The organism is Streptomyces sp. NPDC030798, from assembly GCF_055572275.1.
This window is the reverse complement of the sequence record NZ_JBVIDR010000001.1, coordinates 23729-37353: the sequence shown is the minus strand read 5'-3', so window position 1 is coordinate 37353 and position 13625 is coordinate 23729. Positions and strand designations below refer to the sequence as shown.

The window sequence follows — 13625 nt, the reverse complement described above, 5'->3', positions numbered from 1 at the left end:
CGCTCACCGCACCGGCGTGGCCGGCCGGGGCGTCCAGTCGCCGACCAGGTCCCGGTAGAGGGCCGAGGTCCGCAGCAGCTCCTCGTGGGTGCCGCAGGCGGTGCGCGGCCCGTCCAGCACCAGCACCCGGTCGGCGCGGCGCGCGGAGCTGATGCGGTGCGCGACCACCACCAGGGTGCCGCCGGGGCGTGCCGCGAAGGCCCGCTCGGCCCGGGCCTCCGCCGCCGGGTCGAGATGGCAGGTCGCCTCGTCGAGCAGGGCCAGCGGCGCGGGGGACAGCCAGGCCCGGGCCAGCGCGACGAGCTGCCGCTCGCCGGCCGACAGCGCGGCCGGGTCCACCCGCCCGCCGGGCCCGCCCAGCGCCTCCAACAGCGGGCTCAGCCCCACCGCCTCCGCCGCGGCCAGCAGCTCCGCCTCGGGCACCGGGTCCCGGCGGAAGAGGCCCAGGTTCTCGGCGAGGGTGCCGCCATGGACGTATGCCTCCTGCGGGATCAGCACCCGCAGGGCCGACGCCTCCGGCCCGGGCACGTCCCGCCCGTACACCCGGATCACGCCCTGGGCCGGCTCCAGCAGCCCCGCGACCAGCCCGGTGAGCGTCGACTTGCCGATCCCGCTCGGGCCGACGACGGCGAGGTGCGTGCCCGCCGGCACGGTGAGGCTCAGCCCGTCGAGGACGGGTTCGCTCGCGGGGCCGTAGGCGAAGGTGACGCGGGAGAGGGTGAGGGCGGGGGCGGACGCCGGGGCCGGCGCGGGCGCGGTTGCGGGCATGCTGGGGGCTGCCTCGGCCCGCGTGGCCGGCGGGGACAGGCGGCGCAGCACCACCGTGAGCCGCGAGCCGCTGGTGCCGAGGCCGTGGATGAGGTTCTGCAGGGCGGGGAGCAGGGACTGCGTGACATAGGCGAGGGCGCCGACCAGGGCGCCCGGGGTGACGCCGTGGTCGAGCAGCCGGGGCGCGGCGATGAGCAGCAGCACCACGGGCAACTCGCCGCCCACCGCCAGCGCGGCCACCCGGGCCACGCTCCAGCGAGCCGAGGCACGTGCCGCTCGCTCCTCTGCGGCGATCAACTTCCCCGTACTGGCGGCCACTTGGGCCTCGGCGCCGGCGGCCGTGATGTCCCGCAGCCCCGGGCACACCGCACCCAGGTCCTCGGCGAGCGCCTCGTCGGCGGCGAGGAAGGCCTCCTGCCGCCGGGCCAGTGGAGGCAGGGTTGCCGCGAACAGGCCCACCCCGGCCAGCAGCGGCGGAAGGACGACCGTCAGCAGGACGGGGGACAGCGAGAACAGGCCGATCAGTGCGCCGGCCGTGGTGAACAGGAAGGAACGGGAGACCAGCACGAGCCCGGCGAGGGTGTCCCGGGCGAGCTCCACCTGCTGCGTGAGCCCGGACAGCGTCCCGGCGTCCGCCTCCCGCACCCCGCGCGCGACCACCCGCTTCACCAGCCGGTCCCGGGCCGGCTCCACCAGCGCGGCGACCACGCCGTACACCCGCCCGGTCCCGTACGCACCCGCGCACACCGCCAGTCCGGCCGCCCCCAGCCACAGCAGCCCGGAGCCGGTCCGGCCGGCCAGGAACCCGGCGTCCAGCGCCCGCGCGAGCGCGTGACCGAGCAGAAAGGTCTGGCCCGCCTCCAGCACCGACCAGCCGCCGAGCCGCAGCAGCACCCGCCACCGGGCCCGCAGAAACCGCAGCGCCTGCTTCCGCAGTGTCACCGGCGGGCCTCCTTCTGGGCGGGGGCGTGGGCTCGGGGCGCTTTCCCGGGGCACCGTCCGGCGCTCGGGGTCCCGCCGTGGCTCACCGGCCGCCGTGCCCGCGGTCCCTGCCTTCGCAGTGTCACCGGCGGGCCTCCTTGTCGGCCGGGGGCGTGGGCTCGGGAGCTTGGCCGAACACCGCCCGGTATTCGGGGTCCCGCCACAGGTCGGCGTGGCGGCCCACCGGCCGCATGCGCCACCGGGCCCGCAGAAACCGCGGTGCCTGCATCCGCAGTGTCACCGGCGGGCCTCCTTGTCGGCCGGGGGCGTGGGCTCGGGGGCTTCGCCGAACACCGCCCGGTATTCGGGGTCCCGCCACAGGTCGGCGTGGCGGCCCACCGCTCGTACGCGGCCGCCGTCCAGCCAGGCGACCGCGTCGGCGCGGGCCGCGGTGGCCGAGCGGTGGGCGATGAGCAGGCGGGTGGGGCCCGCGCCCGGGGCGAGCAGGGACTCGGTGATCTGGTGCTCGGTGACCGTGTCCAGGCTGGAGAGGGCGTCATCCAGGATCAGCAGCCGGCCGCCGTGGGCGAAGGCGCGGGCCAGGCCCAGACGCTGCGACTCCCCGCCGGAGCGGGGCGCGTCGGCACAGCGGGTGGCGTAGCCGTCGGGCAGCCGGCGGACGTAGGCGTCGGCGCACGCGGCGCGCGCGGCCGACCGGACGCGGGAGGCGGCGGGGGCGGCGAGACCGAACGCGATCGTGCCCTCGACGGTGCCGCCGAGCAGGGCGGGCCGCTCGAAGGCGTAGGCGACCGCGCGACGCAGATCGGCGTGGCCGAGCTCGCGCAGCGGGACGCCGTCGAGGAGGACCTCGCCCGCGTCCGGGTCGGTCAGCCGGCCCGCCACCTGAGCGAGCAGGGACTTGCCGGTGCCGGACCGCCCGACGACGGCAAGGGTCGTGCCGCCGGGGACGACCAGGTCGACACCGTCCAGGACGGTCCGCCCGCCACGCCGGGCCGTCACGCCCCGCAACTCCAGCCGCCCGGGGCCGGGCGGCAGCGGCCGGGAGCCGTACGCGGGCGCCGGCTCGGCCAGCACCTCGGCGAGCCGCCCGGTCGCCGCGCGCGCCCGGGAGAGCGCCGCCAACTGCCCGACCAGCACGCCGACGCCGGCCGCGAGCACCGCGTACCGGGAGGCGGCCAGCACCTCGCCGACCGTGATCCGGTGCCGGGCGAGCAGCAGCCCGGCCACCGCGACCACGGCCAGATTCAGCAGCGGCGCCACGGTGACCGCCTGCGCGGCGGCCCGGCCCTGCACCCGCCACATGCGGTGCCCGGCCCGGGACAGCTCGGGCAGCGGCGCGAGGACACGTGCCGTCTCCCGCTCCTCGGCGCCCGCCGCGCGGACGGTGCGGTGGCCGCCGACGGCCTCGGCGAGCGCGGCGGCGATACGGCCCTGCACCCGCTGGTAGTCGGCCGCACAGGCCGAGGTGTCACGGGTGAACGCCCGCAGCAGCAGCGCGAGCACGGGTGCCCCGGCCAGGAACACCGAGGCGAGCCAGGGATCGATGAGGCCGAGCGCCACCACACCCCCCACCGGCCCGGCCAGCGCCGCGACCAGCGCGGCCCGCGCCCCCGGCGCGGTCCCGGCCTGGGCCGCGCCGCCCACCAGCCGTGCCACCAGATCCCCGGCGCCGAACCGCGCGCCCGCGCGCGGGCCCACGCCGAGCACGTGCCCGACGACCCGGTGGCGCAGCCATGCCGTGGACCTCGCGTCGACCGTCCCGGTGACGACGCCCGCGCAGCCGTCCAACACCGCCAGCAGCAGCACCAGCCCCGCGCAGCCGAGCACCCAGCGGCCCGCCGGGGCCCGCGCCAGCAGCAGGTCCAGCGTCCGGCCGAGCACGGCGGGCAGCAGCAGCGCGGCGCCGGTGGCACCCGCGCTCACGGCGCACAGCACGGCGCAGCGCACCCCGCCGTGCCGCACCACGGCCCGGGACAGCGCGTCACGGCCGCGGGGCACCACGGCCTCGGGGGCGGTGTCGGAACGAGTCGTCATCGGCAGCGGGCCTCGCCTCGGGATGGGGGTGCCCCGGTCGGAGCGAACGGGAAGGCCCCGGACAGCCCCTCCCCGCGAGGGAGAGGGCTGCCCGGAGCCGTGAGCGCATCGGCTCGGTCAGAGACAGAGCAGAACGCTCGCCGCCGAGACGCAGGACAGCAGGCTCGCGGTGCTGGCGCCCGTGTGGGTGTGCTCGTCGGACTCGAGGGTCTGCAGGTCGAGAAGTGCCATGGTGATGTTGTCCTTTCCCTTGATTGGGGACGGGGGTTGAGTCACGACTCCGTCAGTTCGCGGAGCCGCGTGCGGGGGCCGCCGGTGGCGGCGGGAGGAAGGGCAGGTGAGCGCCGGCCTCGGCGTCGAGTGCCGCCGCGAGGGCGAGCAGGCAGCCTGCCGTTCCGGTGGCGAGGTCCATGGAGAGCCGCATCATCTGGTGCCCGGGGAAGGCGAGTTGGCCCTGATAGGCCATCGCGAACCAGCCGAGCCCGGCGATCTGCTGCTCCAGCCGCTCCCGCCCGGCGCCCGGTGCGCCGCTGCGGGCCAGGTGCAGGACCATGCCGGCGCGACCCTGGAAGAGGCCGGGCTGCGCGTAGAAGCGGGAGGTGGCGGCGGTGAGGATACCGGCGCGGGCCTGCTCGAACTCCGGTACCGCGTCGGCCGCGTGCGTGAGGAGCACCGGCTCCCGGCCGTCGTCCGCCGCCCGGGCGAGCGCGCGGAACGCCGCGCCGCCGGGACCCGCCTGCGCCAGGTAGTCGTCGAGGACCAGCCCGATCCCCACGCTGCCGTCACCGAGGTAGGGCAGCGTCCGCCAGCCCTCGTCGACCTCCAGGCCGCCGCCCGCCTCCTGCACGACGCAAGCGGCCAGGTCCCGGCGGAGTGCCTCGGCGGCGGCCACGGCCATGCGGGCGTCGCCCGTCGCGGCGTGGCGCCGCAGCAGGAACAGCGCGGGTCCGCTCGCGCCCCGCAGCAGCCCGGCCCGCCGCCGGGTCGTGTCCGGGACCGGTTCGGCGAGACGCCGTACGAGGATGTCGGCGGCCTGCGCCGCGCACTCGCGCAGCCGGGGTTCGCCGGTCGTGGCCGCCAGGTGGTCCAGAACCAGGCCCAGTCCGGCGAGACCGCCGTGCAGGTCGGAGGACAGGCTGTGCCAGTTCTCCCGCAGGATGCCGTCGAGCAGGTCCAGGGCGCGCTGCCGGTGGCCGAGCCGGTCGAGGACCAGGGCGACGCCCGCGAGCCCGTCGTACAGGCCGAGCGGGGTGCCCGGGGGCGGCGGGACGGTGTGGCGCAGCAGCCAGCGTTCGCCCTCGTCGTACCGGCCGGCGCCACAGGCGTCCAGTGCGTAGAGCACTCCGGCGGCGCCGTGCGCGAGGCCGAGTCCGCCGCCGTCGGAGAACTGGGCGATGTCGCCGGGGAAGAGCCGGTCGTCGCGCTCGGGAGTCGCGGAGGCGAGGATCGCCTTGACCATCGAGTCCCGGCTGTAGGGCCAGTCGCCCGGCACCACCGGGGGCGCGGACGCGCGCCGGGCCGGGCCGCCCGCGGTGTCCCGGGTGATCTCGGCGACCGCCTCGTCCAGGAAGGCGCGCGGCACGTCCGGGAACTGCTCGGCGATCACCTCGGCCAGATGCGCGGCCTTCCCGCGGTCCACGACGAACAGCGTGGTCACCGGCAGGAACAGGGCCAGGCGCAGACAGGCCAGTGCGTACCGGTCGACGTCCTTGCCCCTGCGGTCCGGCGGGGCGAAGAAGCCGGGGTGGGCGACGGTCTGCCGGCCGTTCTCCGCCGCCGGTGCGGCCGCCTCGAAGTCGATGAGGTGCACCGTCTCCTCGTCAGGGGCGACCATGACGTTGAAGACGTGCAGGTCGTTGAAGACCAGCCCGCGCGCGTGCACCGCCTCCACCGCGCGCTCCACCGCCCGGTGGATGCGCAGCGCCCACGCGGTGTACGCGGCCACCTTCGCCGGGTCGGGGTCGGGGGTGAGCAGCGGATGCCGTTCGGCGAAGAAGGAGTTGAGCGTCCGGCCCTCCAGGAAGTCCATCACCAGGAACCGGTGCTCGCCCAGCGTGAACCAGTCCCGCACCTCGGGCACCACCCCGGTGCCGGCGACCCGCTCCAGGGCGGCCTTCTCCCGCTCCAGCCGGGCCACCGCGTCCGCCCCGTCGGCGGCCAGCCCCGCGTGCGGGCGCCCCTCCTTCAGCACCACCCGGCGCCCGTCCCGCAGATCGGTGCCGGCGTAGACCCCGCCGCCGTTGGAGAAGTGCAGCGCCTTCTCGATGCGGTACGGCAGGTCGCCCACCGTCGTGGTGTTGCGGGCCCGCAGGTGCGGCTCGAGGAACTCCGGCAGCGTCACCCACTCCGGCACCTGGAACGACGGGTCCCTGCGGTCCGGCACCAGGCGCCCCTCGCCGTCGGCCACCGCCAGGACCAGCGAGCCGCGCTCGTCGACGACGTACCGGCGGGCGAAGGCGCCGTAGCGGACGTAGAGCGGACCCTCCCCCCAGCGCAGGTCGGTCAGGATGTACGGGCCCGCCAACCCCTCGAGCAACGCGCCGAGTTCGCGCAGCACCCGGTGCAACTGCTCCTCGTCGGCCGGGTACACGGTGACGAACTTGCCGCTGGTGTCGCGGCCCGCGTACTTGGCGTTCCGCAGGTGCAGCAGGTGCGGGCCGGGCACGAACTTGAACGGAATGCGGCGCGGCACGCAGTAGTCCCACACGATCCCCGCGATGCGCTCCGCGTTGTCCGCCGTGGCCGAGGAGTGGATCTTCCAGCCCTGGGCCGGCGACTCCAGCGGCGCGCCGTCCGCGCCCAGCGGGGTCAGCGTCAGCCAGTCGCCGGTGCGCGCCGCGTGCCAGCCGTCCGGAACCGTGCGGCGCGCCGTCGGATACAGCGGCGCCGGCTCGGCGCCGTCCGCCGAGAGCCGGTCGGGCGTGTCGTAGAAGTGCCCGTCGGCGAGCGCGTACACCTCGTACCGCTTGTCCATGCCCCTCCCTCTCTGTGGCCCACCCCGACACTGTCAGGAGGCGCACGGGTGCGGACAGTCACGGCTGTCACGAGAACACCGTGCGGAACGCACGCGTAAAGATGTGTTCGGCAACGTTCGAGCCCGCGGGGCCCCGCGCCGCGCCCGGAGCCGTCACAGGGGCTGCGCGGGCGGCTCATACGCGCTGTAATGGCCAAGTGGCCAGTGAGGGTGCTGCGGTGCGCAGAACGAGAACGGAGCGTGCCGAAGTTGCCCTCGCGACCCTGACCGCCGCACCCGCGTCCCCCGACCGGCTGCGCCGCGTCCTGGAACAGGCACTCGTGTTCGCAGGAGCCGCGTTCGCCGGGGTGTACACGCCCGGCGACGACCCCGGGGTGCTGCGGCTGGCCGAGTCGGCCGGTCTGCCCCGCACCCTGTACGGCCTGCGCGACGGCTACCCGGCGACGAGCAGCTCCCCGGTCGCCGAGGCGCACCGCACCGGGCGGGCGGTGTGGCGCAGCCCCCAGGAACTGGCCGCCTGCCCCGAGTCGCGCCGCACGCCGTCCCCGGACTTCTCCCTGGCCGCCCTGCCGCTCGGCCCGCCCGGCCGCGGCTGCCTGCTCGCCGTCAGCGAGCACCCGGGCGGCTTCGGCAGCGACGACCGGGCCTGCCTGGAACTGATCGCCCGGGTGGTCGACGTGCCCGCCCCGGCCGGCCCGGCCGCCGACACCGGGGAACTGCCGCCCGACGCCTTCAGCCTCGCCATGGACACCGGCCGGGTCGAGGTGGGCGACGGCATCCTGCGGCTGTTCGGTATCGGCCGGGAGGAGTTCGACGGCCGGGTGGAGACGCTGCTCGGCCTCACCGTGCCCGAGGACCTGCCCGCGCTGATGTCGGTGGTCGAGGCCGACCACATGTCCATCGGCGACCGCGAACTGGAGTTCCGCATCCTGCAGCCCTCCGGCCCGCCCAAGTGGCTGCGGCTGCGCGGCCGGCTGCTGCCCGGCGGGGAGGGCCGCCCGGCCCGGCTCGTCGGCACCGTCGCCGACGCCTCCACGCTGCGCTCCGACGTCACCGACGTGGCCCGCGTCCAGCGCCTGGCCGCCGCCCTGGCCACCGCCGGAACCGTCAAGGACGTCGGGCAGGCCGTCGTGGCCGCCCTGCGCAAACCCCTGCGGGCCGACCGTATCGCCCTGGCCGAACTGGAGAACGACCGCCTTGTCGTCACCGTCCTCGACCCGCCCGAACCCGAGGCGTGGCCCGAGCTGTGGCGCAGCGAGTGGCGCACCGAATGGCCCGACGCGCCGGTGCGCGCCATGCCCACGCTCGGTGCCGCCCTGCGCGAGGGCCGCTCCCGCATCTGGCCCGCCGGCACCCCGCTGGAGCCCGCCCTCGCCGAGGTCGGCCCCGGCGGCCTCGCCGTGCTGCCGCTGCCCGCCGGCGGCCGCATGGCCGGGGCCTGCCTGATCGGCTGGGACCAGCCGCACGAGTTCGCCCCCGACGAGCGCGCCCTGCTCACCGCCTGCGCGGCCCTCGCCGGACAGGCGCTGCTCCGGGCCCACGCCTTCGACGCCGAGCACGAACTCGTCGGCATGCTCCAGCGCACCCTGCTGCCGCGCCGGCTGCCCCGGCTGCCCGGCGCGGTCGCCGTCGCCCGCTATCTGCCCACCACGGCCGGGCTCGAGGTCGGCGGCGACTGGTACGACGTGATCCAGCTCGCCGACAACCACGTGGCCTTCGTCATCGGCGACGTGCAGGGCCACAACGCGGGCGCCGCCACCCTCATGGGCCAGATGCGCACCGCGCTGCGCGCGTACGCCGCCGAGGGCCACGCGCCGGACGTCGTCGTCGCGCACGCCAACCGGCTGCTGCTCGACATGGAGACCGACCTCTTCGCCACCTGCGCCTACGTCGACGTGGACATGGAGCAGGGCACCGCCTGGTGCGTGCGCGCCGGGCACCTGCCGCCGGTGCTGCGCCATCCGGACGGCAGCACCGAGATCGTCACGACCGAGGGCGGTCCGCCGCTCGGCGTGCTCACCGGGGCCGAGTTCCCGATGACCCCGCTGCGGCTGCAGCCCGGCACCGTCCTCGCGCTCACCACCGACGGGCTGGTGGAGTCCGCCGACGAGGACATCGACGTGGGCATGGACCGCCTCGCCCGCGAGCTGGCCGCCGCCGACCCCGGCCACCTGGGTCTGGTCGCGGACACGCTGCTCACCGGGGCGCACCGCAGCGACGACGTGGCGCTGCTGCTGGTGCGCTACGACGGTATGGCGGTACGGCCGCTGCGCGAGAGCTGGACCGTGTGGCGGGTGCCCGAGGCCGCCCGGCACGCCCGCCGCTTCGCCCGGCGCACCCTGCGCACCTGGGGCGTGCCGCAGGACACCCTCGACGCGGCCCTGCTCGTGGTGTCCGAGCTGGTCACCAACGCCCTGGTGCACACCGACGGCCAGGTCCGCCTCGACCTCAGCCTGGTCAACCACCGGCTGCGGCTCGCCGTCGCCGACGCCTCGCCCCGCACCCCGTTCAAGCCCACCCACATCGGCTGGGAGGCCACCGGCGGCCGCGGAATCCTGCTGGTCGAGGCGGTGTCGGCGGCCTGGGGAACGGTACCGGTCAGCGGCGGCAAACAGGTCTGGGCAGAACTGACCCCCCACACCTGAGTGCGCTTCGCGGCGGGCGGCGGCCGGGAGTTGTGCGGGGGAGGGGGGCGCGTCCGGCCGCCCGTGCGGACGTGGCGGGTCGCCCCGTGGGTTCCCGACCGACGGACGGCCGCCCCCGCGCACCTCGCGGCGGCGGCGGGTGCCCGCTCGTCCGTGGCATGCGCGTGCGGTGGGGCCGGTGGGTGGCCGTGGCGCGCGGCCTGCGGGTGGTGCCCGGCGGGCGGCGGTCGCGTTCGTGTGCCGCCGACGGGGGTGCGTGGCCGGGGTCGTCCGGTGGCCGTCGTGGCGGGGCAGGTGGGAGCGGTCCTTTGGCCTCCACTCGGGTGCTTCGTGGCGGTGTGGAGAGGCGGGGCCGGGCGCCCGTGCCTAGGGTCGGTTGATGTGGCACACACCTTCGAAGAACTGGTGCAGAAGCAGCGCGCGGCCGACGCGGCCCACACCACGGTGGAGGACCTGCGGGACGCCTACGGACCGCCCGCCGATCGGCGGATGACGGGCGCCCAGTCGGGCACCTACGAGACCGCCCTGCGCGCCTGGCGCGACCTGGCCCGGGACGTGCAGACGGCGGTGAGCGAGTACGCCAAGGAGACCGGGCGGCCCCGGGCCGAGATCGAGTCCGAGGTGGAACGGGCGGCGGCGAGACCGGAGGACACGTGAGGCGGGGTGACCCGGACGCGGCATCCGCCGACGGCGGCTCCGCCGCGGGGCACCGCGCCGCCAGGGCCGCCGACACCCTGGACGCCCGGCTGCCGGTCGCCGAGGCCGGCTCCCTGCTGCGCAAGGCGTTCCCCGAGCACTGGGCCTTCCTGCTGGGCGAGATCGCGCTCTACAGCCTCCTCCTGCTGATCCTGACCGGCGTGTGGCTGACCTTCTTCTTCCGCCCGGACATGGGCGAGGTCGTCTACGACGGCTCCTACGTCCCCCTGCGCGGCATCCGCGTGTCGGCGGCCTACGACTCCACCCTGCGCATCAGCTTCGACGTGCGCGGCGGACTGCTGATGCGCCAGACCCACCACTGGGCCGCGCTGGTCTTCGTCGCCGCGATCGGCCTGCACATGCTCCGGATCTTCTTCACCGGCGCCTTCCGCCGCCCCCGCGAACTCAACTGGATCATCGGGGTCACCCTTTTCGCGCTCGCCCTCGCCGAGGGCTTCGCCGGCTACTCGCTCCCCGACGACCTGCTCTCCGGGACCGGGCTGCGCATCGCCCAGGGCATCATGCTCTCCATCCCGGTGGTGGGCACCTACCTCGCCTTCTTCGTCTTCGGCGGCCAGTACCCGGGCCACGAGATCATCACCCGGCTCTACCCGGTGCACATCCTGCTGCTGCCCGGCGCCCTCATCGCCCTGGTCACCGTGCACCTGTTCCTGGTGTTCCACCTCAAGCACACCCAGTGGCGCGGCCCCGGCCGCACCCACCGCAACGTCGTCGGCAAGCCCCTGTTCCCGCAGTTCACCGCCTCCTCCGTCGGCCTGTCCCTCACCGTCTTCGGCGTCCTGGTGCTGCTCGCGGGCGTCGCCCAGATCAACCCGATCTGGACGTACGGCCCCTACCGCCCGGACCAGGCCTCCACCGCCTCCCAGCCCGACTGGTACGTCGGCTTCCTGGAGGGCTCGCTGCGGCTGATGCCGGCATGGGAGACGAACGTCGCCGGGCACACCCTCATGTGGAACGCGCTGCTCCCGGCCGTTGTGCTGCCCGCCCTGCTGTTCGCCGTGCTCTACGCCTACCCGTTCGTCGAGCAGCGCCTGACCGGGGAGTGGCTGCGCGAGCAGCATCTGTGCGACCGGCCGCGCGAGCGCCCCGTCCGCACCGGCATCGGCGTGGCGGGCACGGTCTGGTACGGCGTCCTGCTGCTGGCCGGCGGCAACGACGTCCTCGCCCAGACCTTCCACGTCTCCGTCAACGCCATCACCTGGGTGCTGAGGGTCGCGTTCGTCGTGGCGCCCCTTCTGGCCTTCCTGGTCACCCGGTGGGTGTGCCGGGCGCTGACCGAGGCGGAGAACGAGCGCCTCGCCGAGGGCGTGCCCACCGGCGAGATCAAACAGAGCGTCACCGGCGGCTACGACACCGATCACGAGCCCGTCGAGTCGTTCCGGCCGGGCGCCCCGCGCAGGCCGCTCACCGGTGCGCGAACTGGAACACCATCCCGAACACCCCGCGCGCCAGAACGGCCAGACCGATGAGGAACAGCCACAGCCCGTAGACCACGCCGCCGGCCGTCACCGCGAAACCGAGCGCGGTGACGATCGGCCACACGCTCTCGTCCGGGAAGAACGCCACGGGCCCGGCCGCGTCCGCGATCTCCGCGTCGCTGCGGTCCTGGGCCCGGGTGCCCCGGCGCCGGTACTGGATCAGGCAGAAGAAGGAGATCAGCGCCGCCATCGCGAACGCGACCACCAGCGCGGCCGTGCCCGCCTCCTCTCCCGACCACACCCCGTACAGCGCGGCGGACCCGGCGAAGAACAGCGCCACGCCGCCGAACAGGATCGCTTCCGCCTTCATCGCACGATCTCCTCCCCGGGCGGGCTCTCCACCTCGGGATGGTGCAGGTCGAAGGCCGGCGATTCCGACCGCACCCGGGGCAGCGCCACGAAGTTGTGCCGCGGCGGCGGGCAGGACGTCGCCCACTCCAAACCCCGCCCCCACCCCCACGGATCGTCCTCGGTGACCCGCTCGCCCCTGCTGCGGGTGCGCCAGACGTTGTAGAGGAACGGCAGGGTGGAGGCGCCCAGCAGGAATGCGCCCACCGACGACAGGGTGTTGAGCAGCGTGAAGCCGTCGGCGGGCAGGTAGTCCGCGTACCGGCGGGGCATGCCCTCCTCGCCGAGCCAGTGCTGCACCAGGAAGGTCAGCTGGAAGGCGGGGAACAGCAGCCAGAAGTGCACCTTGCCGAGCCGCTCGTCGAGCATCTTCCCGGTGAACTTCGGCCACCAGAAGTAGAACCCGGCGAACATCGCGAACACCACCGTGCCGAACAGCACGTAGTGCAGGTGCGCCACGATGAAGTACGAGTCGGTCAGATGGAAGTCCAGCGGCGGCGAGGCGATCAGCACCCCGCTCAGTCCGCCCAGCAGGAACGACACCAGGAAGCCCATCGACCACAGCATCGGCGTCTCGAACGACAGCGACCCGTTGACCATCGTCCCGATCCACGCGAAGAACTTGATGCCCGTGGGCACCGCGATCAGGAACGACATGATCGAGAAGAACGGCAGCAGCACCGCGCCGGTCGCGAACATGTGGTGCGCCCACACCACCGCCGACAGCATGGTGATCGCGATCGTCGCCCCGATCATCGGCACATAGCCCCAGAGCGGCTTGCGGGAGAACACCGGCAGGATCTCCGAGACGATCCCGAAGAACGGCAGAGCCACGATGTACACCTCGGGATGCCCGAAGAACCAGAACAGGTGCTGCCACAGCAGCGCGCCGCCGTTCGCCGCATCGAACACGTGTGCCCCGAACTTCCTGTCCGCCTCCAGTGCCAGCAGGGCCGCCGCGAGCACCGGGAAGGCCGGCAGGACCAGGATCGAGGTGAACAGCACGTTCCAGGTGAAGATCGGCATCCGGAACATGGTCAGGCCCGGCGCGCGCAGGCACATGATGGTCGCGATGAAGTTGACCGCGCCCAGCGTCGTCGACACACCGGTCACCACCAGCCCCATCACCCACAGGTCACCGCCCGCGCCGGGGGAGTAGTAGGCACTGTTCAGCGGCGCGTACGCGAACCAGCCGAAGGCCGCCGCACCGCCCGGAACCAGGAACCCGGACACCACCATCAGCCCGCCGAACAGGTACATCCAGTACGACAGCGCGTTCAGCCGCGGGAAGGCCACGTCCGGCGCGCCGATCTGCAGCGGCATGACCGCGTTGGTGAACCCGGCGAACATCGGCGTCGCGAACAGCAGCATCATGATCGTGCCGTGGATGGTGACGAACTGGTCGTAGCCGTGCTTGCTCAGCACCTGCAGCCCCGGCCGGGCCAGCTCGGCGCGCATGCCCATGGCCAGCAGCCCGGCCAGCAGGAAGAAGGAGAACGCCGTGACCATGTAGAGGCGCCCGATCACCTTGTGGTCGGTCGTGGAGATCCAGCGCAGCAGGGCCCGGCCCGGCGGTGGGGCAGGAGTCGTGTACCGGGCGCTGATCTCCCTGATCCCTGACATGTCGGGTGTTTCGGTCATCGCGGGCGACGCTACCCCCGTACGGCCGCGGGCCCATCCGCGCCACGCCCTGCACGCCCACCCCGGGCCCGCCGCCCG

Annotated in this window: 10 protein-coding genes; 3 read left to right on the top strand and 7 right to left on the bottom strand. The window is 74.8% G+C overall.

Annotated features, from left to right (window positions below; translation table 11 throughout):
* Positions 1–3: 3 nt before the first annotated feature.
* The 5 genes from ACZ404_RS00155 to lanKC form a co-directional block, all read right to left on the bottom strand.
* On the bottom strand, positions 4–1710 hold the full coding sequence (locus ACZ404_RS00155; protein WP_468434990.1) for an ATP-binding cassette domain-containing protein: 1707 nt from the start codon (positions 1708–1710) through the stop codon (positions 4–6).
* 121 nt (positions 1711–1831) lie between these two features.
* On the bottom strand, positions 1832–1990 hold the full coding sequence (locus tag ACZ404_RS00150) for a hypothetical protein (protein ID WP_468434989.1): 159 nt from the start codon (positions 1988–1990) through the stop codon (positions 1832–1834).
* Positions 1987–3744 carry an ABC transporter ATP-binding protein gene (locus tag ACZ404_RS00145; protein ID WP_468434988.1) on the bottom strand — a complete coding sequence of 586 codons (1758 nt, stop codon included), beginning with the start codon at positions 3742–3744 and terminating at the stop codon, positions 1987–1989. The genes ACZ404_RS00150 and ACZ404_RS00145 overlap by 4 nt, the downstream gene beginning before the upstream one ends.
* Positions 3745–3861: 117 nt before the next feature.
* Entirely contained in the window at positions 3862–3975 is a 114-nt protein-coding gene (locus tag ACZ404_RS00140) for a SapB/AmfS family lanthipeptide (RefSeq protein WP_391319395.1), read from the bottom strand.
* A gap of 52 nt (positions 3976–4027) precedes the next feature.
* The gene (gene lanKC, locus ACZ404_RS00135) at positions 4028–6718 is read right to left on the bottom strand and encodes a class III lanthionine synthetase LanKC (protein WP_468434987.1); all 2691 of its coding nucleotides are present in this window, start codon (positions 6716–6718) and stop codon (positions 4028–4030) included.
* 197 nt (positions 6719–6915) lie between these two features.
* On the opposite strand from lanKC, the gene ACZ404_RS00130 reads away from it, so the two are divergent.
* The 3 genes from ACZ404_RS00130 (at position 6916) to qcrB (ending at position 11549) form a co-directional block, all read left to right on the top strand.
* On the top strand, positions 6916–9363 hold the full coding sequence (locus tag ACZ404_RS00130) for a SpoIIE family protein phosphatase (protein WP_468434986.1): 2448 nt from the start codon (positions 6916–6918) through the stop codon (positions 9361–9363).
* Between the two features lie 381 nt (positions 9364–9744).
* Positions 9745–10020, top strand: coding sequence for a hypothetical protein (locus tag ACZ404_RS00125; RefSeq protein WP_468434985.1), 276 nt, complete (start codon positions 9745–9747; stop codon positions 10018–10020).
* Positions 10017–11549: a cytochrome bc1 complex cytochrome b subunit gene (qcrB, locus tag ACZ404_RS00120; protein ID WP_468434984.1), complete on the top strand. Its 1533-nt coding sequence runs from the start codon at positions 10017–10019 to the stop codon at positions 11547–11549. The genes ACZ404_RS00125 and qcrB overlap by 4 nt, the downstream gene beginning before the upstream one ends.
* Here the strand turns inward: qcrB and ctaF are convergent.
* Positions 11485–11868 carry an aa3-type cytochrome oxidase subunit IV gene (ctaF, locus tag ACZ404_RS00115; RefSeq protein WP_468434983.1) on the bottom strand — a complete coding sequence of 128 codons (384 nt, stop codon included), beginning with the start codon at positions 11866–11868 and terminating at the stop codon, positions 11485–11487. The two genes, qcrB and ctaF, sit on opposite strands and share 65 nt — an antisense overlap.
* Positions 11865–13529 (bottom strand): aa3-type cytochrome oxidase subunit I, encoded by a 1665-nt coding sequence (gene ctaD, locus ACZ404_RS00110; protein ID WP_468435797.1) that lies wholly within the window; start codon positions 13527–13529, stop codon positions 11865–11867. Before ctaD ends, ctaF begins: the two co-directional genes overlap by 4 nt.
* Between the last annotated feature and the right edge of the window lie 96 nt (positions 13530–13625).

Coding starts and splice junctions, on each gene's coding strand:
- ACZ404_RS00145 (WP_468434988.1), bottom strand. CDS start 3,744: ATGACGACTCGTTCCGACACCGCCCCCGAGGCCGTGGTGCCCCGCGGC.
- ACZ404_RS00140 (WP_391319395.1), bottom strand. CDS start 3,975: ATGGCACTTCTCGACCTGCAGACCCTCGAGTCCGACGAGCACACCCAC.
- lanKC (WP_468434987.1), bottom strand. CDS start 6,718: ATGGACAAGCGGTACGAGGTGTACGCGCTCGCCGACGGGCACTTCTAC.
- ctaF (WP_468434983.1), bottom strand. CDS start 11,868: ATGAAGGCGGAAGCGATCCTGTTCGGCGGCGTGGCGCTGTTCTTCGCC.
- ctaD (WP_468435797.1), bottom strand. CDS start 13,529: ATGTCAGGGATCAGGGAGATCAGCGCCCGGTACACGACTCCTGCCCCA.